This window comes from Burkholderia sp. Ed8 (assembly GCF_040761425.1).
Taxonomy (GTDB): Bacteria; Pseudomonadota; Gammaproteobacteria; order Burkholderiales; family Burkholderiaceae; genus Burkholderia; species Burkholderia seminalis.
The window spans coordinates 3,024,895-3,048,481 of record NZ_CP142885.1; the positions used below are offsets into that span (position 1 = coordinate 3,024,895).

At 67.2% G+C, this 23,587-nt stretch carries 20 protein-coding genes and 1 riboswitch; of the genes, 11 read left to right on the forward strand and 9 right to left on the reverse strand.

Annotation, left to right across the window (positions count from 1 at the left end; translation table 11 throughout):
* Nucleotides 1-54: 54 nt before the first annotated feature.
* The gene (locus tag VXM69_RS13690; RefSeq protein WP_034190614.1) at nucleotides 55-813 is read right to left on the reverse strand and encodes a DeoR/GlpR family DNA-binding transcription regulator; all 759 of its coding nucleotides are present in this window, start codon (nucleotides 811-813) and stop codon (nucleotides 55-57) included.
* 207 nt (nucleotides 814-1,020) lie between these two features.
* Here VXM69_RS13690 and VXM69_RS13695 point away from each other — a divergent pair, with 207 nt between their 5' ends.
* The 3 genes from VXM69_RS13695 to nadE all read left to right on the forward strand — a co-directional run bounded on the left by VXM69_RS13695 (nucleotide 1,021) and on the right by nadE (nucleotide 3,347).
* Nucleotides 1,021-1,206 (forward strand): hypothetical protein, encoded by a 186-nt coding sequence (locus VXM69_RS13695; protein WP_006480515.1) that lies wholly within the window; start codon nucleotides 1,021-1,023, stop codon nucleotides 1,204-1,206.
* 212 nt (nucleotides 1,207-1,418) lie between these two features.
* Nucleotides 1,419-2,288: a DMT family transporter gene (locus tag VXM69_RS13700; RefSeq protein ID WP_124610000.1), complete on the forward strand. Its 870-nt coding sequence runs from the start codon at nucleotides 1,419-1,421 to the stop codon at nucleotides 2,286-2,288.
* 210 nt (nucleotides 2,289-2,498) lie between these two features.
* Nucleotides 2,499-3,347, forward strand: coding sequence for an ammonia-dependent NAD(+) synthetase (gene nadE / locus VXM69_RS13705; protein ID WP_034190616.1), 849 nt, complete (start codon nucleotides 2,499-2,501; stop codon nucleotides 3,345-3,347).
* A gap of 72 nt (nucleotides 3,348-3,419) precedes the next feature.
* On the opposite strand, the gene VXM69_RS13710 is transcribed toward nadE, so the two are convergent.
* From VXM69_RS13710 to VXM69_RS13720, 3 genes are all read right to left on the reverse strand, one after another.
* On the reverse strand, nucleotides 3,420-5,096 hold the full coding sequence (locus VXM69_RS13710; protein ID WP_069706721.1) for a S10 family peptidase: 1,677 nt from the start codon (nucleotides 5,094-5,096) through the stop codon (nucleotides 3,420-3,422).
* 72 nt (nucleotides 5,097-5,168) lie between these two features.
* A complete protein-coding gene (locus VXM69_RS13715; protein ID WP_124610003.1) occupies nucleotides 5,169-6,758 on the reverse strand; it encodes a protease pro-enzyme activation domain-containing protein in 1,590 nt (529 codons plus the stop codon).
* A gap of 224 nt (nucleotides 6,759-6,982) precedes the next feature.
* The gene (locus VXM69_RS13720) at nucleotides 6,983-7,606 is read right to left on the reverse strand and encodes a LysE family translocator (protein ID WP_049029964.1); all 624 of its coding nucleotides are present in this window, start codon (nucleotides 7,604-7,606) and stop codon (nucleotides 6,983-6,985) included.
* Nucleotides 7,607-7,739: 133 nt separating this feature from the next.
* Between VXM69_RS13720 and VXM69_RS13725 the strand changes: the two genes are divergently transcribed.
* Nucleotides 7,740-8,204 (forward strand): Lrp/AsnC family transcriptional regulator, encoded by a 465-nt coding sequence (locus tag VXM69_RS13725; RefSeq protein ID WP_034180918.1) that lies wholly within the window; start codon nucleotides 7,740-7,742, stop codon nucleotides 8,202-8,204.
* 60 nt (nucleotides 8,205-8,264) lie between these two features.
* Here VXM69_RS13725 and VXM69_RS13730 read toward each other — a convergent pair whose 3' ends face one another.
* The gene (locus VXM69_RS13730) at nucleotides 8,265-9,182 is read right to left on the reverse strand and encodes a LysR family transcriptional regulator (protein ID WP_233623175.1); all 918 of its coding nucleotides are present in this window, start codon (nucleotides 9,180-9,182) and stop codon (nucleotides 8,265-8,267) included.
* A gap of 132 nt (nucleotides 9,183-9,314) precedes the next feature.
* Between VXM69_RS13730 and speB the strand changes: the two genes are divergently transcribed.
* The 3 genes from speB (at nucleotide 9,315) to VXM69_RS13745 (ending at nucleotide 13,313) form a co-directional block, all read left to right on the forward strand.
* On the forward strand, nucleotides 9,315-10,271 hold the full coding sequence (gene speB / locus VXM69_RS13735) for an agmatinase (RefSeq protein ID WP_034190620.1): 957 nt from the start codon (nucleotides 9,315-9,317) through the stop codon (nucleotides 10,269-10,271).
* Nucleotides 10,272-10,322: 51 nt separating this feature from the next.
* On the forward strand, nucleotides 10,323-11,648 hold the full coding sequence (locus VXM69_RS13740; RefSeq protein ID WP_124610005.1) for an MFS transporter: 1,326 nt from the start codon (nucleotides 10,323-10,325) through the stop codon (nucleotides 11,646-11,648).
* A gap of 165 nt (nucleotides 11,649-11,813) precedes the next feature.
* Nucleotides 11,814-13,313: a cytosine permease gene (locus tag VXM69_RS13745; RefSeq protein WP_226230337.1), complete on the forward strand. Its 1,500-nt coding sequence runs from the start codon at nucleotides 11,814-11,816 to the stop codon at nucleotides 13,311-13,313.
* Nucleotides 13,314-13,393: 80 nt separating this feature from the next.
* On the opposite strand, the gene metE is transcribed toward VXM69_RS13745, so the two are convergent.
* Nucleotides 13,394-15,688, reverse strand: a complete 2,295-nt coding sequence (metE, locus tag VXM69_RS13750) for a 5-methyltetrahydropteroyltriglutamate--homocysteine S-methyltransferase (protein WP_124671073.1) — start codon at nucleotides 15,686-15,688, stop codon at nucleotides 13,394-13,396.
* Between the two features lie 128 nt (nucleotides 15,689-15,816).
* Here metE and VXM69_RS13755 point away from each other — a divergent pair, with 128 nt between their 5' ends.
* Nucleotides 15,817-16,725 carry a LysR family transcriptional regulator gene (locus VXM69_RS13755; RefSeq protein WP_034190624.1) on the forward strand — a complete coding sequence of 303 codons (909 nt, stop codon included), beginning with the start codon at nucleotides 15,817-15,819 and terminating at the stop codon, nucleotides 16,723-16,725.
* A gap of 22 nt (nucleotides 16,726-16,747) precedes the next feature.
* Here VXM69_RS13755 and VXM69_RS13760 read toward each other — a convergent pair whose 3' ends face one another.
* A complete protein-coding gene (locus VXM69_RS13760; protein ID WP_175028833.1) occupies nucleotides 16,748-17,482 on the reverse strand; it encodes a CbtA family protein in 735 nt (244 codons plus the stop codon).
* Nucleotides 17,483-17,495: 13 nt separating this feature from the next.
* Nucleotides 17,496-17,705 carry a CbtB-domain containing protein gene (locus VXM69_RS13765; protein WP_006488502.1) on the reverse strand — a complete coding sequence of 70 codons (210 nt, stop codon included), beginning with the start codon at nucleotides 17,703-17,705 and terminating at the stop codon, nucleotides 17,496-17,498.
* 32 nt (nucleotides 17,706-17,737) lie between these two features.
* Nucleotides 17,738-17,877, reverse strand: a riboswitch (cobalamin riboswitch).
* Nucleotides 17,878-17,927: 50 nt separating this feature from the next.
* On the opposite strand from VXM69_RS13765, the gene VXM69_RS13770 reads away from it, so the two are divergent.
* The 3 genes from VXM69_RS13770 to VXM69_RS13780 all read left to right on the forward strand — a co-directional run bounded on the left by VXM69_RS13770 (nucleotide 17,928) and on the right by VXM69_RS13780 (nucleotide 21,309).
* Nucleotides 17,928-18,545, forward strand: a complete 618-nt coding sequence (locus tag VXM69_RS13770; RefSeq protein ID WP_200088552.1) for a histidine phosphatase family protein — start codon at nucleotides 17,928-17,930, stop codon at nucleotides 18,543-18,545.
* Between the two features lie 140 nt (nucleotides 18,546-18,685).
* A complete protein-coding gene (locus tag VXM69_RS13775; protein ID WP_034190627.1) occupies nucleotides 18,686-20,278 on the forward strand; it encodes an inorganic phosphate transporter in 1,593 nt (530 codons plus the stop codon).
* Between the two features lie 287 nt (nucleotides 20,279-20,565).
* Nucleotides 20,566-21,309, forward strand: a complete 744-nt coding sequence (locus VXM69_RS13780) for a 2OG-Fe(II) oxygenase (protein WP_034190628.1) — start codon at nucleotides 20,566-20,568, stop codon at nucleotides 21,307-21,309.
* Between the two features lie 360 nt (nucleotides 21,310-21,669).
* Here VXM69_RS13780 and VXM69_RS13785 read toward each other — a convergent pair whose 3' ends face one another.
* Nucleotides 21,670-23,094: a DHA2 family efflux MFS transporter permease subunit gene (locus VXM69_RS13785; RefSeq protein WP_034190629.1), complete on the reverse strand. Its 1,425-nt coding sequence runs from the start codon at nucleotides 23,092-23,094 to the stop codon at nucleotides 21,670-21,672.
* Between the last annotated feature and the right edge of the window lie 493 nt (nucleotides 23,095-23,587).

Genomic DNA, 23,587 nt, shown 5'->3' on the forward strand with positions numbered 1-23,587 from the left:
GGCGGTTCTTCCCGTGGAATGACGCTTCGATGAACCTTGTATGTCGGACGCGCGTCAGTCGCACACGAGCAGTTCGATTCCGCGCGCGGTCAGCGCACGGCGCACGGCCTTGTCGGGCGCGCGCTCGGTCACGAGATAGCGGGCGGCGGCCGTGCCGTTGATGCGCACCGGCGTCACGCGGCCGAATTTCGAATGGTCGGCGACGATGATCGCCGTGCCGGCCGCCGCGATCATCCGGCTGCGCACCTCGGCCGCGAGCCGCGAGTAGTCGGTACATTCGCCGTCGGGCGTGATGCCGCCGGCGCCGACGAACGCGAAATCGACGTGGTATTGCGCGAGCTGGTGGATCGTGTCGAGCCCGAAGGTCGCATCCTCGTCGTCGGACAGCTCGCCGCCGAGCAGCGTCACGCGGTTGCCGTTGCGCCGCGCGAGCACGAACGCGGTACGCCAGTCGTTCGTGTAGATCGACAACCGGTGCCGGTCGGTGAGCGCGAGCGCGACCGCATGCGGCGTGCTGCCCGAATCGATCAGCACCGATGCATCGTCGGGCACGAATTCGGCCGCGCGCCGCCCGATCGTGCGCTTCGCTTCGGCATTCGCGGCTTCGCGCTCGGACAGGCTCGGCTCGCGGCGATCGGCGGCCAGCGCGCCGCCGTGCGTCATCACGAGCAGGCCGCGCGCGGCCAGCGCATTCAGGTCGCGCCTTACCGTCTCGCGCGACACGTCGAGCGAACGGACGAGTTCCGCGACCGACAGCGCGCCCGACCGTCCGAGCTCCGACAGGATGTATTGATGACGTTGTTCCGCCAGCATCGCGTGTGCGCCCGAGGCGACTGTAATGGGTGAGCCGGCCATTGTATTACGGCCGTTTGACCGGCATTTGACGGCGGCGGGAAACGCGGCCGGCCGCGTTTCCCGAAAGCGAAATTCTGTATTGCCTCATGCGCGCGAATCGGCGCGACGCCGGTTGCTACACTCTGCGTTTCGCCGAATGACGGATCAAGCAAAGGGGCTCGCGCCATGTATCGCAAAGGCAGTGTGATCGAAATCCAGTTTCCGCCCGAACGCCTCAACGACGCGGCCGGCGATCCGTACTGGATCGACCTGACGCTCGACGAGGCACGCCGGCTCTATGAACAGCTCGCCGCGCGCTTCGCGACGGATGCGCGCGCCAACCAGCCGCTCGACACGTTCTCGATCGACTGATCCGGCCGATCGCCGCGGCTTCACGCCCGGCCGCGCCGCATCGCGCCGCGCGGCCCCCTCCCTTTCCGCGCCGCAAACCCGGCGCACGTTGACGACCGGCACGGCCACGCCTCGCCCGGCATGAGTGCAGGATTCGACAAGACGCCGGCCCCGCTTCCCCCGATACTGGCCGACTTTCCGATTCTGTCCGGCCAGCTCGTGGCCCGTCACGCATGCTTACCTCGATCGTCGCCGCCGCGTTCGTCGCGCTGTGGTCCACCGGCTTCATCGTCGCGCGGGCCATCAAACCCTACGCCGATCCCAACCTGTTCCTGCTCGCGCGCTTCGCCGGCACGGCCGCGCTGTTCGGCGTCGTGGCGCTCGCCGCGCGCGCACCGTGGCCGGCCCGCCGCGAATGGCCGCGCCATCTGATCGCGGGCGCGCTGCTGCAGGGCGTCTATCTGGGCGCCAGCTACTGGGCCGTCGCGCAAGGATTGAACGCGGGCGTCATGGCGTTGCTCGGCGCGCTGCAGCCGCTCGCCACCGCCGTGCTCGCGGTCCCGCTGTTCAACGAGCGCCTGCCCGCGCGCGGCTGGCTCGGGATGGCGCTCGGGCTCGTCGGCGTCGCGCTCGTGCTGGCGCCGAAGGTCGCGGGCGGCGTCGCGTCGCCGCCGGGTGCGGCGCCCGAGTGGCTGGTCGTCGCCGTATCGGTGCTGGCGGTCGGATCGATCACGGCCGGCTCGCTGTACCAGAAAGGCAAGCTCGCGCAGAGCGACCTGCGCACGGCGGTGGCCGTGCAGAATTTCGGCGCGGCGATCGTCGCGGCCGGCTTCGTCGCGCTGCTTCACGAAACCCGCTGGATCGGCGCGCCGGCGCTGTGGGTGTCGCTGGTGTGGGGCGTCGTGTTCCTGTCCGGCGGCGCGGTCACGATGCTGATGTGGATGCTGCGCCGCGGCAACGCGGCGCGCGCGACGTCGCTGCTGTTCCTCGCGCCGCCGCTGGCCGCGCTGCAGGGCTACTGGCTGTTCGGCGAAACGCTCGCGGCGATCCAGCTCGCCGGCTTCGCGCTCGCGCTGGTGGGCGTCGTGCTGGCGCGGCGCTGACGCCGGCCATCCGGCGCGCATCCCGTCGGCGGGGCGAGCGCGCATGCCGTTCGCCCGGCATCCCGCACCCGCCCGGCGCACCGTGCACCACGGCGACGCAGTGCGTCTCGCCGAAGCAACGCGAAGCCTCCGGAACGCACGCCCGGCGCGGCACCGCGCCGCGATTGCGCTTATGATGGGCGCCTTGCATTTCGTTCCGGAACTTTCTTCATGACATCCGCCGATTACGCCAGCCGCCAGCGCGCGATCATTGCCGAACTGAACGTTGCCCCGCACTTCGACGCCGAGGCCGAGATCGACCGCCGCATCGATTTCCTCGCGCACTATCTTCGTTCGACCGGCCTGCGGTCCTACGTGCTCGGCATCAGCGGCGGCGTCGATTCGTCGACGGCCGGCCGGCTCGCGCAGCTGTCGGTCGAGCGCCTGCGCGCCGACGGCTACGATGCGCGCTTCATCGCGATGCGCTTGCCGAACGGCGTGCAGAACGACGAAGCCGATGCCCAGCGCGCGCTCGCGTTCGTGCGCGCGGACGAGGTGCTGACGGTCGACGTGAAGCCGGCCGCGGATGCGATGCTGCGCTCGCTGGTCGCATCCGGCCACGCATTCGACACGCCGGCGCAGCAGGATTTCGTGCACGGCAACATCAAGGCGCGCGAACGCATGATCGCGCAGTACGCGGTGGCCGGCGCGCGGCGCGGCATCGTGATCGGTACCGACCATGCGGCCGAGTCGCTGATGGGTTTCTTCACGAAGTTCGGCGACGGCGGCGCGGACGTCCTGCCGCTCGCGGGCCTGAGCAAGCGGCGCGTGCGCGCGGTCGCGCGTGCGCTCGGCGGCGAGGAAACGATCGTGATGAAGGTGCCGACGGCCGACCTCGAGGAACTGCGTCCGCTGCGGCCCGACGAGCACGCGTACGGCGTGACCTACGACGAGATCGACGATTTCCTCGAGGGCAAGCCGGTCGAAGACCGCGTGTACGAAACGGTGCTGCGCTTCTTCGACGGTTCGCGCCACAAGCGCGCGCTGCCGTACACGCCGTTCGACTGGCGGCCCGCGTAAGCCGGCCGCCGCAACCGACATACCGCGCGCGAGCCGTCGAGGCCGCGCGCGGCACGCCCACCACGGGCAGCGCTATGCGTGCCCGCCCGCCTTCTTCGCCTGCAACGCGCGAATCCGCAGTCGCGCACCCGTATCGCTGACCGTCGCGTCGTACATCGTCGCGAGGTCGCGCTTGAGCGCGGTGCGCGAGCCGCCGTCGAGATACACCATGTGACCCGACGGATAGAACCGCGCCGACAGGTTCTGCCGCACCTTCGGGTCCTCCAGCGGCATCTGCTGCAGGTCGATCACGGTCTGGTAGAACGGCGTGACGAAATCGTACAAGCCGTTCGCCGACAGCACCTTCAGGTCGACGTTCAGCGCCATCACCGCGGCGAGATCGCCGGCCGTATAGAGAATCACGTTCCCCTGCGCATCGATGCCCTGCTGTGCGCCGGTCGGGTCGATGTGGCCGAAGTCCCAGTTCCGGAACGCCTGGTCGTTCAGGTCGGTGAACGCGGAATTCGACGTGAACTTCAGTTGCTCGTTCAGGTAGCTGTTCCACATCGCCGTATAGACGCCCGTCACGGCCGTCATCGTCGGATCGTTGCCGCCCGAATTCGGATCGATCTTGCCGGCGATGCCCGACGAGATTCCGGTCACGCGGCCGTCGTACGAACCGAGCGCGAGCCCCTGCGCATGCAACAGCGTCGTCAGGAACAGCGAATTGCCGCGCGTGTCGTAGCCGGCGATATCGAGGCTCCACGATTGCAGCGTCGCCGCATCGATGCCCGTGTATTGCGACAGTTTCTGCACGGCCGCCGGATCCGCATGCGGAAGCGTGCGCAGCGCCTTCAGGTAGTCGGTGCGCGCGAACTGCGCGACCTCCTCGACGAACGCGCCGAGATCGGTCGGCGCGGGCGTGACGCCGAGCTTCTTGTGATACCACGCGTCGGCCGCGGCGGTCGGCAGCGCGCCGACCGGGTTGCCGGCCTGCCGGTAGTCGAGGATCGACGACTGCAGCGTGACGCCGTTCAGGTCGACGCCGTCCTCGTGCAGCTTGTACGCGAGCACGCAGCTGCGCGCTGTGCCGTACGATTCGCCGAACAGGTACTTCGGCGAATTCCAGCGGTTGTTCTTCGTCAGGTAGCGCTTGATGAACTGCTTCAGCGAATCCGCATCCTGGTCGACGCCCCAGAAATTGCGGTTCTTGTTCGGCGCGACGGCCGCCGAATAGCCGGTGCCGACCGGATTGATGAACACCAGGTCGCTGTGGTCGATCATGCTGTCCGGGTTGTCTTCGATCTGGTAAGGCGCGGGCGGCGTGAAACCCGGCATCGACGTCTTGATGCGCTTCGGCGCGAACGAGCCGAGCAGCACGAACACCGACGACGAACCGGGGCCGCCGTTATAGAAGAACGTCACCGGGCGCGTTTCTTCCTTCGCGCCGTCGGCCGTGAACGCCACGTAGAAAAGCTTCGCGGCCGGCTGCGAACTGCTCGGGTCGACCGTCACGAGATGGCCGGCCGTCGCCGTGTACGCGATGCGCTTGCCGTCGATCAGGATGGTGTGATGCGTGATCGCGGCCGCCTCGGTCGTGTCGGTCACCGAGTCGTCGGGGCCGTTGCCGTACGCGACCGGGTCGAAGAACGGCTGGTCGCGGCCGTGGCTCAGCGCGACCGGGTTGACGGTCGGCGGCACGCCATGCGAATTGTGGTCGCCGTGATGCAGCGGATACACGCCGCCGGAAGATGCGGAATCGATGCCCATCGTGCTGCTCCTGGAGGTGAAAAAGACGCGGGCAGGACACCCGCGTCGAACGGAAAGGCGTGGGCCCGCGCGTCAGCTCGACGGCTTGCGCGCGAGGATCGCGGCGAGCTGCGCGCCGTTCGGGCTGCCGAGCCCCGTGCACGCGTCCCAGCCCGAAGCGGCCGCATAGGTGCCGTTCGATCCTTTCGTGATGTCGCGCAGCGCGCCCGGATGCTTGTACAGCACCGGATTGACCCAGCCGGCCGACGCGCCGGCCGCCGCATTGATCCGTGCGATCAGCGCGGCCCACAGCGGTGCGACCGCGCTCGTGCCGCCCATCACCGCGGCGGTGCCCGCGACCGATACCTCGTAGCCCGTCTGCGGCGACGCATCGCCGGCCACGTCGGGCACGCCGCGTTTCGCGAGCGGCGTGCGGCTGCCGTCGGCGAGCGTCACGGCAAGCCCCTGCTGCCACGCCGGCACGTCGAACAGCGTGCTGACGCCGCCGCCGCCCGCGCCGCCGCCGGCCGCCTCGTCGTTCCACGTGACCTCGCTGCGGATGCCCTGCCCCGGCAGCGCATCGAGCTGCGTGCCGCCGCAGCCGAGCACGTACGGGCTCGACGCGGGGAAATCGACGTGATCGGTGCCGTCCTGCAGCCCGTCGCCCGAGCCGCTGTCGCCCGACGCCGCGCACACGGTGATGCCCTGCGCGGCGGCGGCCTGCAACACGCGGTTGAACGCCTGCGCCGACTGCGCCTGCCAGATGGCTTCCGGGCCGCCCCAGCTGATCGAGATCACGGAAGGTTGGTTGGTCTTGTCGGTCACGGCCGCGTTCACGGCCTGGATGAAACCCGCGTCGCTGTTCGGCGCGAAGTAGATGGCGAGTGTCGCGGCGGGCGCGATCGCACCGGCAATCTCGATGTCGAGCGCGACTTCGCCGTCCGGACCATTCGGGTCGCCGGTCGGCGCATTGCGGCCGGCGCCGACGTTCACGTCGACGAGCGTCGGCGGCGTCTTGAGCCCGAGCCCGCGGAAATATTGCTGGATGTCTGCCGCGCGATAGCCGCCGCCGAGTTCGATGATCGCGATGCATTGGCCGGCGCCGTCACCGGCCGGAAAATCGTACAGCGACGCCAGCTGGACCGGCGTAAACGTCACGCCCGCGGCACCGCGCGCAGGCTTGAACGGCGGACGAAACCGGAAATGCGGCCGCGCCTGCGGGCGGCTGTCGAGGCCGAGCACGGCCGTGACGGCGTCGCCGAGATCGTCGGGTAGCGCGATCGGGCCCGAGCGGCCGCGATACTGGCCGATCGACCGATGCTCGAATCGTTCGAGCTTCACGCCGAATGCGGTTTCGAACTGTGCGATCGTCCCGGACAGCACGACGACGCTCTCGACCGGATCGACGCGATCGACCGTCAGCTGATGACGATGCGCGAAATCCTCGGTCTTGCGAATGTCGTCGGGATTGGCGGAGAAACGCTGCGCGAACGCTTCGCGCGACAGCGGCTTCGCCTGTGCGTCGCCGGTGGCGAGCTGGTGGACCAACGTATCGAGTTGCCCTTCTTCCTGCCGCCGCAACATGATCGTGACGTGGATGCGTTCTGCCGGATCGCACGCGCCGAGACATTTGGACTCGGCGACGATTCGGGGTTCACGGTCGGCGTGAAGATGCCTTGCCATGTTCAGACCCTCCTTGGTACCGCGTTGCACGGAACAGCCAGGAAATCGGACACAGCCGGCGGAAGTCGGTTCCGTTCGGTCAGTCGATTCGCTTGCGCGAAGTTAGAGGAAGTTTAGAACAGTCAGACGATTTGCGCGTCCCCCCTTCTGCAGCAAGGCACGCGCGCGAAGGCCGGCATTGCGCGCGGCCAGTCGGGCTGCGCGGCAACGGCGCGGGGCCTCGTTCAGTCCATTGAAAGGCGCAGCGCGAATCCGATCAGTGCCGCCGAAAACGTCCAGCGCTGCACGGTCTGTGCGAGCGGATGCGCACGCATCCACGCCGCGATGCGCGACGCGCCGAACACGCACGCGAGATCGAAGCACACGCCGGCCGCGACCAGCAGCGCGCCGAGCTCGAACATCTGCCAGACGACCGGCCCGGCCTCGGGTCGCACGAACTGCGGCAGCAGCACCGAGCAGAACAGCAGCGCCTTCGGGTTCAGCAGGTTCGTCAGCAGCCCCTTCACGAATGACTGCCGCAGCTCGCCGGCCGTCGCCGCATCGCCGTCGCCGAGCGCGAACACCGGCGAGCGGAACACCTGGATCGCCACATACGCGAGATACAACGCGCCGCCATAGCGGATCACCTCGTACAGCCACGGTGCGCCGCGGATCAGCGCCGCGACGCCGCAGGCCGACAGCGTCACGTGCGCGGTGCGCGCGAGCGACAGCCCGGCTGCCGCCGCCATCCCGGGCCGCACGCCACGGCCGATGCTGGTCTGCAGCACGAGCGCCATGTCCGGCCCCGGCACCGCATATATGGCGGCCAGCGCGGCGAGATAAATCAACAGCAAATGCGTGGAAATCATGGTCTGCCCCGTCCTTCAATGACGATATGTTGCCGCTGAAGAAGGAGGGATTATTGGCCATCTTTGGCTCGGGATTGGCGATCCTTGGGGGAATCCGCCACAATAGCGAAATCGCTACAAGGATTCCGCCAACATGACCGAGCTCGACAAAACCGACCGCGCCATCCTCGCCGCGGTGCAGCGCGACGGCCGCATGCCGATCGCCCGCCTCGCCGAATCCGTCGGCCTGTCCGAGACGCCCTGCGCGCGGCGCCTCAAGCGGCTCGAAAGCGACGGCTACATCGAGCGCTACCGCGCGCAGCTGTCGCGGCAGGCACTCGGCTTCGGCGTCGTCGCGTTCGTGCTCGTGCGGTTCGCGACGCACGACCGCAAGGTCGCCGACCGGTTCGAACGGGAAGTGCTCGGCATCGAGCGGATCCTCGCGTGCCACAACGTCGCGGGCACGGCCGACTACCTGCTGCAGGTGGTCGCGCGCGACCTCGACGACTACGGCACGTTCCTGCGCGACTCGCTGCGGATGCTGCCGGGCGTGACCTCGATCGAGTCGGCGCTGTCGCTACGCGAGGTGAAGCACGACGCGGGCTTGCCGGTACCGTGAGGCGCGGTTGCGCCAGCCACCCTGGCGTAACGCTGGTTCACATGGTTGACGCCCGCGGCGTCATGCCGCGTCGGGCGCCTGATGCGCGCGTTCGAGATCCTCGAGAAACGCCTCGACCAGCGGATTCCCGCGCCCGTTGCGCGCGACGACCATGTGGAACGTCACGTCGTAGCGCAACGCCTCCGGATTGAGCGGGGCAAGCAGCCCCTGCGCGACGTACGGCGCCGCGAAGTGTTGCGGCAGGTAGCCGAGGTGGTGGCCGGACAGGATCAGCAGCGCGACGGCTTCCATGTTGTCGGCCGTCGCGGTCACGCGGTCGGGCGTGGTCGACAACTGCGCCTCCGGCAGCGGATACGAGCGCCACGCCCATTCGAAGCCCGCGACGTCGGCCGGCGTCAGCATGCCGGCACCGTCGAACAGCGGATGACCGCGCCCGCAATAGGCGACCTGGCGCTCGATGAACAGCGGCGTGTAGTGCAGCGACGGCACGCGGTGCCAGAAGTAGCCGACCGCGATCTGGATCTCGTCGCTCAGCAGCTTCTCCTCGAGATCGCCCGGCGCGCGCACCGAAATCGAGAAACGCACGGCTTCGTCGCGCGTGCGGAACGCGGCGATCGCCTCCGCGATCCGCGCATTCTGGCTCACCGGCGTATGGCCGATCAGGCCGATGTTCAGCGTGCCGACCAGCTGGCGGTCCATGTGCCGCGCGGCCATCCCGAATTCGTCGAGCGCCGCGAGCAGCTTGCGGCTCATCGCGTGGAACCGCTCGCCCTTCGGCGTGAGGCGGAAACCGCTGCGGCCGCGCTCGCAGAGCCGGTAGCCGAGCCGCGTCTCGAGCGACGACAGCTGCGCGCTGATCGTCGACTGCCCGACGTTCAGCACGGCCTGCGCGGCCGATACGCCGCCCGCGTCCGTGACCGCGAGAAACACGCGGATCAACCGCAGATCGAGGGTCGACAGATTCCCCAGCACGTTCATCCCCTTCCATACATCGATGAAAATCGATGTTTACGTCGATATCTTCGCATTCTTCTTTCCCGGCGGAGCGCGTAAAACTGTGCGCCAGGCCGCGTCGCATGATACGGCAACCCCACACCGGAAGAGACAGCCATGAACGACCACACCCATTTCCAGCCGCTCGGCGGCAATGAAATGCCGCGCTGCGGCGGCATCGCGACGATGATGCGCCTGCCGCACGTGGCGAGCGCCGAAGGCCTCGACGCCTGTTTCGTCGGCGTGCCGTTCGATCTCGGCACGTCCAACCGCACCGGCGCACGCTTCGGCCCGCGCCAGATCCGCACCGAATCCGTGCTGCTGCGCCCGTACAACATGGCCACGCGCGCCGCGCCGTTCGATTCGCTGCAGGTGGCCGATATCGGCGACGTCGCGATCAACCCGTACAACCTGCACGATTCGATCGCGCGCATCGAAGCCGCGTACGACGCGATCCTCGAGCACGACTGCAAGCCGATCACGCTCGGCGGCGACCACACGATCGCGCTGCCGATCCTGCGCGCGATCCACCGCAAGCACGGCAAGGTTGCATTGATCCACGTCGATGCACACGCCGACGTGAACGACACGATGATGGGCGAAAAGATCGCGCACGGCACCCCGTTCCGCCGCGCGGTCGAGGAAGGCCTGCTGCACGGCGACAAGGTCACGCAGATCGGCCTGCGCGGCACCGGCTACGCGGCCGAGGATTTCGACTGGTGCCGCGAGCAGGGTTTCCGCGTCGTCCAGGCCGAGGCATGCTGGAACAAGTCGCTTGCGCCGCTGATGGAAGAAGTGCGCGCCCGCGTCGGCGACACGCCCGTCTACATCAGCTTCGACATCGACGGCATCGACCCGGCCTACGCACCGGGCACCGGCACGCCGGAAATCGCCGGCCTCACGGTGCCGCAGGCGCTCGAGATCATCCGCGGCGCGAAGGGGCTGAACATCGTCGGCTGCGACCTCGTCGAAGTCGCGCCGCCGTACGACCCGTTCGGCACCACGGCGCTGCTCGGCGCGAACCTCGCGTACGAGCTGCTGTGCGTGCTGCCGGGCGTCGCGTACCGGGACTGATCCCGCCCCCCCTATTCCAAATCAGAGGATTCCAGAGGAGCACATATAAAGATGGGGACTTCCGTCAAGCAACCGAAGCGGGCGGCGCTCGCTTCGTTCGTCGGCACCACGATCGAGTGGTACGACTTCTATAGCTACGCGACCGCCGCCGCCATCGTGTTCGGGCCGCTGTTCTTTCCCGGCGAAAACCGCTTCATCAGCCTGCTCGCGTCGTTCGGCTCGTTCGCGGTCGGTTTCTTCGCACGGCCGCTCGGCGGCGTGATGTTCGGCTATCTCGGCGACCGCTTCGGCCGCAAGCGCTCGCTGCTTGCGACGCTGATGCTGATGGCCGTGTCGACTGTCGCGATCGGCCTGCTGCCGACCCACGCGCAAGCCGGCGTGATCGCGCCGGTCCTGCTCGTGCTGATGCGCGTGCTGCAAGGCATCGCGGTCGGCGGCGAATGGGGCGGCGCGGTGCTGCTCGCCGGCGAGCACGCGCCCGAAGGCAAGCGCACGTTCTTCGCGTCGTTCGCGCAGCTCGGCAGCGCCAGCGGCCTGATCCTGTCGATGCTCGCGTTCGGCGCGATCAGCACGCTGTCGAAGGACGACATGATGAGCTGGGGCTGGCGCGTGCCGTTCCTCGCAAGTTCCGTCCTGCTGATCGTCGGCTTCGTGATCCGCGCGAGCGTGTCCGAGTCGCCCGAGTTCGAGGAGGTCAGGAAGAGCGGCAACATCGCGCAACAACCGCTGCGCGAGGCGCTCAAGTACTGGCCGTTGCTGCTGCTCGCGATCGGTGCGAACGTGTACGGCATCGCCGGCGTGTATTTCAGCAACATCTTCATGATCAGCTATGCGACGCAGTTCCTGTCGCTCGACCGGTCGATGGTGCTGCATTGCATGACGATCGTCGCGGTGCTGCAGTTCGTCGTGCAACTCGCCGCCGCGTTTCTCGCGCAACGCTTCGGCACCACGCGCGTGCTGCTGATCACCGGCGCATGGGCCGCGCTCGTCCCGTTCGTGATGCTGCCGCTGGTGCACATGGGCACGCCGCTGTCGATCACGGTCGGCGTCGGCCTCGCGACGCTGGCGGAATCGGGCTACTACGCGGTCGTCGCGGGCTTCGTCAGCGGCATCTTCGTCGCGCGGATCCGCTACACGGCGATCTCGATCGCGTACCAGGTGTGCGGCGCGCTCGCCGGCGGCCTCACGCCGCTCGCGGCGACCATCATCGCGCAGAACACCGCGCCGCAATGGTGGCCGCTGGCGCTCCAGTACACGAGTGCGGCCGTGCTGTCGTCGCTGTGCGTGTGGCTGATCTCGCGCCGCGTCGGCATCGACGATGTCGGCGCGCCCGGCAAGACGAACGCGGCGCTGCCGCGCGGCGCGCGCACCGCGTAGCGTCCGCACGACGGGCAGGCGCTTCGCCTGCCCGTTTTTCATCGGGCGGCGCGTCGCACCGCCCGCTGCTTTCCCCGCCCTTGATTGCCTGCCGCAACGGCGTCGCGGCAGGCACGCGCACGCGGTCGCATCGAACGACCGCGCGACCCTGGAGACATTGCCGTCATGAACCGCCCCGACACCCTCGATGTCGGCCGCGCCGAACCGGCCGGCCTCACGATCGAGCATCATTCGATCGACTACATCCCCGAACACGAACGCCATGCGAAGCTCGCCAGCCAGGGCCCGTTCTGGTTTCTCGGCAACTTCCATTTCTTCACGATCTCGATCGGCTTCGTCGGGCCGGGCATGGGCCTGTCGGCGGGCTGGACGACGCTTGCGGGCGCGCTCGGCATCATGTTCGGCACGATCTTCATGGCGTTCCACGGCTCGCAGGGGCCGGAGATGGGCCTGCCGCAGATGATCCAGTCGCGCGCGCAATTCGGTTATCGCGGCGTGATCGTCGCGCTGCTCGCGACGCTGTTCGTGTTCGTCGGCTTCAATGTCGTCAACGTATCGCTGATGGTCGACGGCGTGCACAGCGTATTCGGAATCGACGGCGGCTTCGTCGCCGTCGCGGCCGTGGTAACCGGCGCACTGCTCGCGATCTACGGCCACGACCTGATGCACCGGACCTTCACGTGGGCGCTGATCGCGACGCTGCCGCTTTATGCGCTCGTCACGCTCGCACTCGTGTTCGGCCATGCGGCGCCGCCCCATGCCGCCGTTGCGCCGGCCGCGCCGGGCTTCAACGGGATCGCCTTCGCGACGCAGTTCGCGATTGCCGCGAGCTACAACATCTCCTATGCGCCGTACGTGTCGGACTATTCGCGCTATCTGCCGAAGCACACGAGCCGCGCGAAGCTGATCGCCGTGATCTTCGCCGGCGCGTCGCTGTCGGGCACCTGGATGATCGGCCTCGGCGCATGGCTCGCGCAGAAGCTGCACGCGGCCGATGCGCTGGTCGCGATGAACGACGTCGGCTCGTCGCTGGTGCCGGGCCTCGGCAAGCTGATCGCGATCGTGTCGCTGGTCGGCTTCCTGCCGATCATCGCGCTCAATGCATACAGCGCGATGCTGACCGTCCTGACCGCCGCCGATTCGATCGTGCCGATCCGGCCGACACGCCGCGCGCGCGTCGCGTCGATCGTCGCGATCAGCACGTTCGTGCTCGCCTGCGTGTTCGCGATCCGCGGCAACGGCATCGCACTGCTGCAGACGTTCCTGACGCTGATGCTCTACTTCCTCGTGCCGTGGACCGCGGTGAACCTCGTCGATTACTTCTTCGTGCGGCGCGGCCGCTACGCGATCGCGCACTTCTTCACGCCGGACGGACTCTACGGCGCGTGGCAGCCGCGCGGCATCGTCGCGTACCTGGCCGGCTTCGCCGCGATGGTGCCGTTCTTCTCCATCTTCGATGCCGAAGCGAACCGCGAGGTCTTCGTCGGCCCGTTCGCACGCATGCTCGGCGGCGTCGATATCGCATGGCTCGTCGGGCTGGCCGTCGCGGGTGCCGTGTATGCGGTGCTGTCGCGTTCGCTCGATCTCGAACGCGAACGACGCGTGATCGCCGACGCACGGTCTCCCGAAACGCTCGCCGACACGCCCCGTCACGAACACGCGTGACGGAGCACGTGGCGCATCGCGGCGCGCAGGTTGCCTGCCGGGTCATCGATCCCGGCGGCAAGCGCGCAGCATGCGCTACGTTACCGCGCCTGGGCGCGCAACGTCTTCGCGGCGGCGACCATGTTCGTCAGCGCCGGAATCACCTCCGCCCACTGCCGCGTTTTCAGCCCGCAATCCGGGTTCACCCACAGGCGTTCCGCCGGAATCCGTTCGGCCGCCTTCTTCATCAACCCGACGATATGATCCTGCGTCGGGATGTTCGGCGAATGGATGTCGTACACGCCCGGCCCGATTTCGTTCGGATACCTGAAATCGTCGAACGCGTCGAGCAGCTCCATGTCCGAGCGCGACGTCTCGATCGTGATCACGTCCGCATCCATGTCGGCGATCGACGCGATGATGTCGTTGAACTCCGAATAGCACATGTGCGTGTGGATCTGCGTATCGTCCCGCACGCCGTTCGCGGTGATGCGGAACGACTCGACCGCCCACTTCAGGTATTCGCCCCACTGCGCGCGGCGCAGCGGCAGCCCTTCGCGCAGCGCGGCCTCGTCGATCTGGATCACGCGCACGCCGGCCTTCTCGAGATCGAGCACTTCTGCGCGGATCGCGAGCGCGAGCTGGTAGCACGACACCGAGCGCGGCTGGTCGTCGCGCACGAACGACCAGTTGAGGATCGTCACGGGGCCGGTCAGCATGCCCTTCATCGGCTTGTCCGTCAGCGACTGCGCGTACGTGATCCATTCGACCGTCATCGCCTTCGGGCGGCTGATGTCGCCGAACAGAATCGGCGGCTTCACGCAGCGCGACCCGTAGGACTGCACCCAGCCGAACTGGCTGAATGCATAACCGTCGAGCTGCTCGCCGAAGTATTCGACCATGTCGTTGCGTTCGGCTTCGCCGTGCACGAGCACGTCGAGTTCGAGCGATTCCTGTTCGCGGACGCTGCGTTCGATCTCGGCCTGCATCGCCGTGCGGTAGCCGGCTTCGTCCAGCGCGCCGGCCTTGAACCGGCTGCGCGCGTGGCGGATTTCGGCGGTCTGCGGGAACGAACCGATCGTCGTCGTCGGGAAGGCCGGCAGGTTCAGGCGCGCCGACTGCTTCGACGCACGCTGCGGATACGGGCTCGCGCGGTTGCCGAGTTGCGCATCGATACGCGCGATCGCGGCCTTCACCGCCGGATTGTTCACGCGCGGCGAGCGGCGGCGCGAAGCGATCGCGGCGGCGTTCGCGGCGAGCGCCCCGGCCACCTTGTCGCGGCCTTCGTTCAGCGCGGTCGCGAGCACCTTCAGCTCATCGAGCTTCTGCAGCGCGAACGCGAGCCACGAACGGATTTCCGCATCGAGCTTGTCCTCGCTCGCGAGATCGACCGGCACGTGCAGCAGCGAGCACGACGGCGCGAGCCACAGGCGATCGCCGAGCTGCTTCGCGAGCGGCTCGAGCCAGTCGAGCGTCGCATTCAGGTCCGTCTTCCAGATGTTGCGGCCGTTGATCGCGCCCACCGACAGCACGCGTTCGGCCGGCAGCTCACGAACCAGCGCGTCGATTTCGGCGCGGGCGTTGATCGCGTCGACATGCAGGCCGTCGACCGGCAGCGACGCCGCGAGCGTCAGGTTGTCCTGAAGCTGGCCGAAGTACGTCGCGAGCAGCAGCTTGATGCGGCGCGTTTCCAGCACCGCGTAGGCGGTGCGGAAGGCCTGGCGCCATTCGGCATCGAGTTCGGTCACGAGAATCGGCTCGTCGATCTGCACCCATTCGACGCCCTGCGCGGTCAGCGTGTCGAGCAGCGCGCCGTACACGGGCAGCAGCTTCGGCAGCAGCGCGAGGCGATCGGAATCGTCCTTCGCCTTGCCGAGCCACAGGTACGTGACGGGGCCGAGGATCACCGGCTTCGCGTTCACGCCCTGCGCGGTCGCCTCGGCCAGTTGCTGCAGCAGGCGCGACGGATCGAGCGAGAAGTTCGTGTCGGCGTGGAATTCCGGGACGATGTAGTGGTAGTTCGTATCGAACCACTTCGTCATTTCACCGGCCGCGACGCCGCCGCAGCACGCCGCGTGTTCTTCAGCCGATTGCGCCGACCGGCCGCGCGCGACGCGGAAGGCGTTGTCGAGCGCGTCACCGTGGAAGTCCTGCACGCGCTTCGGCAGATTGCCGAGCGTGAAGCTCATGTCGAGCACCTGGTCGTAGAACGAGAAATCGCCGATCGGCGCCAGGTCCAGGTCGCGCTGATCGTGCCAGTGGCGCCGGCGCAGCTCGGCGCCGAGCGCCTTCAGCGCGTCGCGCGACGATTCGCCCTTCCAGTAGCGCTCGAGACCGAACTTGAGTTCGCGCTTCGCGCCGATGCGCGGGAAACCGAGATTGTGTGTCGTGACCATGAAGCTGCCGTCCAGAGAAAAATTGAAGATCCGGCAGCCATCATAGGGATTTCAACACATGAAATAAAATGGCATTATTTCATTCATCCATTAAAGTTGTTCATGCATTCATTGCGTGCCCCCCATCCATGCTGGAACGATTCCATCTCGTCGTCATTCGTGAAGTCGAGCGCCAGGGCTCGCTGACCGCGGCCGCCAATGCGCTGCACCTCACGCAATCGGCGCTCAGCCATACCGTCCGGAAGATCGAGCAGCAGCTCGGCACGCCGATCTGGGACCGCGAAGGCCGCGGCCTGCGGCTCACGCAGGGCGGGCACTACCTGTTGAAACTGGCGAACCGGCTGCTGCCGCAGTTCGAACTCGCCGAGGAGCGGATGAAGCAGTACGCGAAGGGCGAGCGCGGCACGCTGCGCATCGGGATGGAATGCCACCCGTGCTACCAGTGGCTGCTGAAGGTCGTGTCGCCGTACCTGTCGCGCTGGCCCGACGTCGACGTGGACGTGAAGCAGCGCTTCCAGTTCGGCGGCATCGGCGCGCTGTTCGGCCATGACGTCGACGTGCTCGTGACACCCGACCCGTTGAACAAGCCGGGGTTGCGCTTCGATCCCGTGTTCGATTACGAGCAGGTGCTGGTGGTCGCCGACTCGCACCGGTTCGCGAACGCCGACTACGTCACGCCCGAGCAACTGACCGACGAGATCCTGATCACGTACCCGGTCGAAACCGACCGGCTCGACATCTACAACCAGTTCCTGACGCCGGCCGGCATCGTGCCGAGGCGGCACAAGTCGATCGAGACGACCGACATCATGCTGCAGATGGTGGCGAGCGGGCGCGGCGTGGCCGCGCTGCCGAGATGGCTGGCCGACGAGTACGCCGACCGGATGCCGGTCGTGCCGGTCAAGCTCGGCAAGAAGGGAATCGCGAAGCAGATCTTCCTCGGCATCCGCGAGGCGGATGCGTCGATCGACTATCTGGCCGCGTTCGTCGCGCTGGCGCGCGAATCGACGTGGAGCGCGCCGCGCATGCTGCGCTAGGCGCGCTCGTCCGGCATGCGCGTCAGGCGGCGCGCATCGCGATGCGTTCGCTGCGTTCGACCCAGGCGCCGAACAGCAGGCCGATCGTCGTCCACATGATCGCCTGCATCCCGAGCGCGGCGACGCGGAACTTCCACAGCAAGGCAGCCGGGAATGCGGCCGGTACCTCGTCGAACGACGGCAACCCCAGCTGCACGGCCGCGATGATCGCGACGAACACGAGGCCCGCGACGATCGACGCGTTCCATTGACCGAGCTTCGCCAGCAGGTGGCGGCGCACGCCGACCGAGAACACCATCGTCGCGATCGAGATCGCGATCATCAGGAAGAACAGGCCCGTGCGCTGGCCGATCGTATCGGGGTCGCCGACCGCCGGCGGATTGGCCGGGTACTTGATGTTCGGCACGATCACGAGGGCGATGAACGCCCCCAGCGCGAGCCACGCGGCGAGCTGCCGTGCCGGCAGGCGGCCGCCGCGCCCGTACGCATAGGCAAAGACCAGCGAGAACAGTCCGCCGAAAGCCGCGCCATAGGTCACGACGCCCGTCAGCAGGCCGAGGCCGGCCTGGGTGTGGCGGCTGACCAGTTCGACCTCGTGATCGTGCCCGGGCTCGTCGCCCTTGGCGGCATCGAGTTTTTCTTCAAGGGAGATCGCCCGATCGACTTGCGGTTCGCCGACGATTTTCGCGAAACCGAACGTGATGAGACCCGCGGCGATACCTGCGAGCATCCCGCGCATGAGCAGCTTTCCGACCATCGTGTGCTCCGCGTCAGTGGCAGGGAAAGCCGAGCAGATGGCGGCCGTCGTGGACGAACTCGTGGACATACATGCCCGGCACGAGCGACGTCGCGCCTTGTTCCGCGCCGACGAAATACAGGGCGAGCAACAGGATCAGGCCGACGAATACGGCCCAGGGCAACAGTTCACGGACGGGGATGGGGGCCGGCACGACCGCCGGCTTCAGCACTGCTTCGCTCATGGATGCACCTCAGGGGAATCGCGCCCCGACAAATGATGGATGGGTACGAAGGCAGGTCTGGCTTCCGGGATCGTCGATTCTCCGGTTACAGTGGCGCGACCGCGCCGGAATTGCACCGGCTTCCGCGTTTCGTATCGGGCGAATTGTACGCGCGAACGGGCGCGTATTGAAGTGATCGCGCGGTGACAATCACGTCCCGTTCCGGATCATCCGACCATCGACATGACCCTGCATGCCTCGTTGCGCCTGATCGCACACGCATCGACCCGGGCGATGCGCACCGGCACGTTCCCCGACGACGATCCGCTCGACGCGCGCGGGCTCGCCGAAGCTGCCGCGTGGCGCGGCCGGTGGTCACGCGCCGGCGGATCGCTCGTCGTGCTGTGCAGCCCCGCATGCTGTGCGCGGCAGACCGCCGATGCGCTCGGGCTGCGCGCCGACGTCGACGACGCGCTGCGCGACATCGACTACGGCAACTGGCGCGGCAAGCGCCTGAGCGACCTCGCACGCGATCTGCCGGGCGAACTTGCCGCGTGGATCGGCGATCCGTCCGCCTCGCCGCACGGCGGCGAATCGTTCGCAGCCGCCGCGCATCGGGTCGGCACATGGTTGAACGCGCTGCCGCCCGGTCGCGACGTGATCGCGATCACGCACGCGCCGCTCGTCCGTGCGGCCCTCGCGCATGTGCTGCGGATGGATCCGGCGGCGGCCGTGCGTCTCGACATCGCGCCGCTGTCGTGCACGACGTTCGCCGCTTCGCCGGACGGCTGGTCATGGGTCGCGCCGGATGACGACCGACGCGATGCCGGTGCGTCAACCATCGTTGCGCCCACTATGTGAGCGATCTGGGCGACGCAGCGCCGAGCATTCGGCCAATCAGCTTACATCCCGTAAGACACACCGTTCGTGGTCCCGACTGTCATCAAACTGACTGCTGGTCACCGCTAGGATCGGACGCGGTTCCCTCACGAGATGCCGTCATGAATCAACCTGCTTCGTCCGCCCCGAATAACGCCGGCTCCATCGAACGTACCAGGCAGATCGGCTATGCCGTGTTCCTGCTGGTGCTCGTGCTCGGCGCCCTCTATATCGGCACGCACCTGTTCGACGATCTGTCGCCGGTCCGCGAAGGCTCGCTGTTTCCGTACCTGTTGCTCGGCGCGGCGTTGCTGATCGCGCTCGGCTTCGAATTCGTCAACGGCTTCCACGACACCGCGAATGCGGTCGCCACCGTGATCTATACGCATTCGCTGACGCCGAACGTCGCGGTGATCTGGTCGGGCATGTGGAACTTCCTCGGCGTGATGGTCTCGAGCGGCGCCGTCGCGTTCGGGATCCTGCAGTTGCTGCCCGTCGAGCTGATCCTGCAGGTCGGCAGCGGCGCGGGCTTCGCGATGGTGTTCGCGCTGCTGATCGCCGCGATCGTGTGGAATCTCGCGACCTGGTATTTCGGGTTGCCCTCGTCGAGCTCGCATACGCTGATCGGGTCGATCATCGGCGTCGGGCTGATGAACCAGCTGATGCACGGGCCGTCCGGCACGAGCGGCGTCGACTGGGGTCAGGCGCTCGGCGTCGGCAAGTCGCTGCTGGTCTCGCCGATCGTCGGCTTCCTGTGCGCGGCGCTGCTGCTGCTCGTGCTGAAAGCGCTCGTGCGGATTCCCGAGCTGTACAAGGAGCCACCGAAGGATCAGCCGCCGCCGTTCTGGATTCGCTGCCTGCTGATCCTGACCTGCACGGGCGTATCGTTCGCACACGGGTCGAACGACGGACAGAAAGGGATGGGCCTCATCATGCTGATCCTGATCGGCACGGTGCCGACCGCGTATGCGCTGAACAAGGCCGTCACGCCGGCCGAATCGCAAACCTTCGTGGCGGTCGCGAACCAGGCGGCCGCGACGTTCGGCAAGTACACGAACGGCGTCGCGCCGTCCGCGAACCCGCGCGCCGACGTCGAGCACTACGTTCAGCATCGCGAACTGACGCCCGCCGTGCTGCCGGCCGTGCAGCAACTGTCGACGTCGCTCGCGACCGCGGTCGGCGCGTCGGGCTCGATGGCGGCCGTGCCGCAGCGCGACGTCGACAACGTGCGCAACACGATGTATCTCGTCTCCGAAGCCATCCGCCTGATCGAGAAGTCCGGTCAGCCCGCGTTCGCCGCCGACGACAAGCTCGCGATCGACAACTATCGCAAGCAGCTCGACCACGCGACCAAGTTCATCCCGACCTGGGTGAAGGTCGCCGTCGCGATCGCGCTGGGCCTCGGCACGATGGTCGGCTGGAAGCGGATCGTCGTGACCGTCGGCGAAAAAATCGGCAAGCAGCATCTGACGTATGGACAGGGCGCATCGGCCGAACTCGTCGCGATGCTGACGATCGGTGCCGCCGACGTGTACGGCCTGCCCGTGTCGACGACCCACGTATTGTCGTCGGGTGTCGCGGGCACGATGGCGGCGAACGGCTCCGGACTGCAATGGAGCACGGTGCGCAGTCTCGTGCTCGCGTGGGTGCTGACGCTGCCGGCGTCGATCGCGCTTGCCGGCGGGCTCTACTGGTTGTTCCGGTCGCTGGCTTGATTCGGGTTGCGACGGGTGGCCGGTATCAGCCGGCCGCCTGTCATGGAAGATTCACCGCTCGCCTCCGCGCCTCTCCGCACCGATCCGCCGCAGCGTTCGAATGTCCGTGCGCGCACCATGCCGTCCCCCCTCGTTCCGAATTGAAGCGCAAGATCTGGAGCGCATCCGCACACGAACGTCGTTAGACTGGGTTCGTCGACTTTCTCCGTGGCCGCAACCATGCACGCAATGCTTCCGGGCGTTTCGCGCGACCCGGCGCCACATCGCTGACGAACCGAGGGACGCCCGTGAACATCGCCGATCTGCAACCTGCCATCGCATCGCCGGACATCGCGCGACGCGTCGACACCCTCGACTGGCCGACTGTCGGCGCCGAACTCGATCGGTACGGATGCGCGCATGTGCCGGGCCTGATTTCGACGGACGAGTGCGATGCGCTCGCGGCGCTGTATCCGCGGGATGCACTTTATCGTTCACGCGTGGTGATGGCGCGGCACGGGTTCGGTCGCGGCGAATACAAGTATTTTGCGTATCCGCTGCCAGCGGTCATCGCCGAGCTGCGCGCGACGCTCTACCCGCATCTCGCGCCGATCGCGAATCGCTGGAACCAGGCACTCGGGATCGACGTCCGCTATCCGAAAGACTCTACGACCTTCCTCGATCGCTGCCACTCGGCAGGACAGACGCGACCGACGCCGCTGATCCTGCAATACGGTCCCGACGACTACAACTGTCTCCATCAGGATCTCTATGGCGAGCACGTGTTTCCGCTGCAGGTCGCGATCCTGCTGTCGGCGCCGGGCCGCGATTTCACGGGTGGGGAATTCGTGCTGACGGAACAGCGGCCGCGCATGCAATCACGCGCGGAAGTGGTGCCGTTGATGCAAGGCGATGCGGTGATTTTCGCCGTGCATGGCCGGCCCGTGCAGGGGACGCGCGGCGTCTATCGCGTCAACCTGCGCCACGGCGTGAGCCGGATTCGCAGCGGCCACCGTCACACGTTGGGCCTCATCTTTCACGACGCGCAGTAGCAAGAATCGGGATGACGCTGATGAGGGCGTGCCGATCGCCACACACCGGATTCAAACCGGACACGCCGCGCGCCATTGCCCTGCGCCGCCAAGCCAGGCCCCGCCCGATCCGGCGCGGGCTTTTGCATTTCGGCGGCGTAAATGCGTGCGATGTGCAGCGTTACCCGGCTATCCGCGTTACCCTGCCGCCCGCGTCACGATCCAGCATTGCTCCTCGGTCCGCTCACTCACCCTCGGCGACAGACGATCGATTGTGATAACCGTCAGGCCATCTCAGCCATGACGAATCGGCACTCGAGGTGAACGACGGGGAACCGGCATGCTCACCTGTCGCAACGCAATGCGACTTGAAGTCCGGGCCTATCCTCGCGCCACGTTCGCCCGCAGCCGGTCGCCTGCGTCCGAGGCCAGCCGCGCATAGCCCGGCAACGTCAACAGTGCGAGCACGCCTGCCGCGACGAATGCCCAGCGGAAGTCGTCGAGCACGTAATGCATGCCGGCCGCATCGCCGCGCGCCAACGCCGCGACCCGCAGCGACAACGCACCGAACGCGATCCCCATCCCGATCGTCATCTGCTGCGCGGCGCTCCACAGCGTGCTGGCCGCGCTCGTCTGATGAGCCGGGATATCCGCATAGGCAAGCGTCGCGAGCGTCGTGAACTGCATCGACCGCGTCAGCCCGTAGACGAATACGACGAGCAGCGTGATCGCCAGCGGCGTCGACGCGGTCAGCCAACCGCACGCGATCGTGAAGACGCCGACGATCGTCACGTCGACGAGTGCAACGCGCCGGAAGCCGTATCGGTCGAGAATCCACGACGTTCCCGCCTTCATGCCCAGATTGCCGAGCGCGCTCGCGAGCAGCAGCAGGCCGGACTGGAACGGCGACAGCCCGAAGCCGATCTGGAACAGCAGCGGCAGCAGGTACGGCACGGCATTGATCGCCATCCGCGTGACCGAACCGGTGATCACCGTCACCGAGAATGTCGGCACCTTCAGCGTCGTGAAATCGAGCAGCGGATGTGCGTGACGTCGTGCATGCAGCCATGCGGCCAGACCGAACAGCACGCTTGCACCCACCAGGACGCCCGCACGCGTGAAGTCGACATCCTGCTGCCCAGCCGCCTCGGTGCCGATCAGCAGACAAGTCAAGGCGCCGCCGGCCAGCACGAATCCAACCCAGTCGAGCGGCCGTTGTTCGTCGGCCCGCGTATTCCGGACGATCAGCCAGGTACAGACGAGCGCGGCAATGCCGAACGGGACGTTCAGCAGGAAGATCCAGCGCCATGACGCATAGGTCGTGATGAAGCCGCCGATCGGCGGCCCGACCACTGGCGCGACGATGCCCGGCCACGTGATCGTCGCGATCGCACGCATCAGCTTGGCCTTCTCGGTGCTGCGCACGACGATCATCCGTCCGACCGGGACCATCATCGCCCCGCCGACGCCCTGCAGCAACCGCGCAGCCGTGAACGTCCCGACGCCGTCGGACAGCCCGCACAGCACGGACGCACCGGTGAAGACGACGATCGCACTCGCGAATACCGTGCGCGATCCATAGCGGTCCGCGATCCAGCCGCTGATCGGGATGAATACGGCCAGCGCCAGCATGTAGGCCGTCATCCCGAGGCTCAGCGCGTTCGGCCCGACGCCAAACGAGCGTGCCATCTGCGGCAGCGCGGTCGCGATCACGGTCGTATCGAGGTACTCCATGAAGAACGTTGCGGCGACGAGATACGGCAAGAAGTCGGTCGTCCGACCACCTTGAGCAGGGCTGTCAGTCATGAACGATGCAGGAAACGGAATGCGGGAGACCCCGATCGCCAGCGGATGCGAACGAGCGCCGCCGATCGGGACGAATGGCGATATTACCCCGAAGGGCCTGCTCTCCGCTCTGCAACGCATGTCGCGAAAATGGACTTTATGCGCATAGATTTTTATGACGAGTTCGTGATGTATTCGCCGACGGGCGCACACGATCAATTCGACGGGGCGAGTCGAAAGTGGGTAGATGAAGCGGGGGGTTTTCACCAGAAGCGGTATTTGTCGATTATTGTCGACGAATTTCGCCCATCATCGGCCATCAGACATTGCCGCCTGGTGTAGCGACATCGACCGGGCGCTGACTGAAGCTGGATTGACGTGATCCCTAGAAGGACGTGCCGGGGGGATTCGAGAGGTGTCTGGCGGGCGGATTGCTCGAGACCGGCAGATGCCAGATTCCAGATCATTGGCCATCTCGGTTCCGGCCGCATTGCACGTGGCCGCACACGTGCAT

Excerpts from the sequence above, each read along its gene's own strand:
- VXM69_RS13690 (WP_034190614.1), bottom strand. The coding sequence starts at position 813 with ATGCTGGCGGAACAACGTCATCAATACATCCTGTCGGAGCTCGGACGG.
- VXM69_RS13695 (WP_006480515.1), top strand. The coding sequence starts at position 1,021 with ATGTATCGCAAAGGCAGTGTGATCGAAATCCAGTTTCCGCCCGAACGC.
- VXM69_RS13700 (WP_124610000.1), top strand. The coding sequence starts at position 1,419 with ATGCTTACCTCGATCGTCGCCGCCGCGTTCGTCGCGCTGTGGTCCACC.
- nadE (WP_034190616.1), top strand. The coding sequence starts at position 2,499 with ATGACATCCGCCGATTACGCCAGCCGCCAGCGCGCGATCATTGCCGAA.
- VXM69_RS13710 (WP_069706721.1), bottom strand. The coding sequence starts at position 5,096 with ATGGGCATCGATTCCGCATCTTCCGGCGGCGTGTATCCGCTGCATCAC.
- VXM69_RS13715 (WP_124610003.1), bottom strand. The coding sequence starts at position 6,758 with ATGGCAAGGCATCTTCACGCCGACCGTGAACCCCGAATCGTCGCCGAG.
- VXM69_RS13720 (WP_049029964.1), bottom strand. The coding sequence starts at position 7,606 with ATGATTTCCACGCATTTGCTGTTGATTTATCTCGCCGCGCTGGCCGCC.
- VXM69_RS13725 (WP_034180918.1), top strand. The coding sequence starts at position 7,740 with ATGACCGAGCTCGACAAAACCGACCGCGCCATCCTCGCCGCGGTGCAG.
- VXM69_RS13730 (WP_233623175.1), bottom strand. The coding sequence starts at position 9,182 with ATGAACGTGCTGGGGAATCTGTCGACCCTCGATCTGCGGTTGATCCGC.
- speB (WP_034190620.1), top strand. The coding sequence starts at position 9,315 with ATGAACGACCACACCCATTTCCAGCCGCTCGGCGGCAATGAAATGCCG.
- VXM69_RS13740 (WP_124610005.1), top strand. The coding sequence starts at position 10,323 with ATGGGGACTTCCGTCAAGCAACCGAAGCGGGCGGCGCTCGCTTCGTTC.
- VXM69_RS13745 (WP_226230337.1), top strand. The coding sequence starts at position 11,814 with ATGAACCGCCCCGACACCCTCGATGTCGGCCGCGCCGAACCGGCCGGC.
- metE (WP_124671073.1), bottom strand. The coding sequence starts at position 15,688 with ATGGTCACGACACACAATCTCGGTTTCCCGCGCATCGGCGCGAAGCGC.
- VXM69_RS13755 (WP_034190624.1), top strand. The coding sequence starts at position 15,817 with ATGCTGGAACGATTCCATCTCGTCGTCATTCGTGAAGTCGAGCGCCAG.
- VXM69_RS13760 (WP_175028833.1), bottom strand. The coding sequence starts at position 17,482 with ATGGTCGGAAAGCTGCTCATGCGCGGGATGCTCGCAGGTATCGCCGCG.
- VXM69_RS13765 (WP_006488502.1), bottom strand. The coding sequence starts at position 17,705 with ATGAGCGAAGCAGTGCTGAAGCCGGCGGTCGTGCCGGCCCCCATCCCC.
- VXM69_RS13770 (WP_200088552.1), top strand. The coding sequence starts at position 17,928 with ATGACCCTGCATGCCTCGTTGCGCCTGATCGCACACGCATCGACCCGG.
- VXM69_RS13775 (WP_034190627.1), top strand. The coding sequence starts at position 18,686 with ATGAATCAACCTGCTTCGTCCGCCCCGAATAACGCCGGCTCCATCGAA.
- VXM69_RS13785 (WP_034190629.1), bottom strand. The coding sequence starts at position 23,094 with ATGACTGACAGCCCTGCTCAAGGTGGTCGGACGACCGACTTCTTGCCG.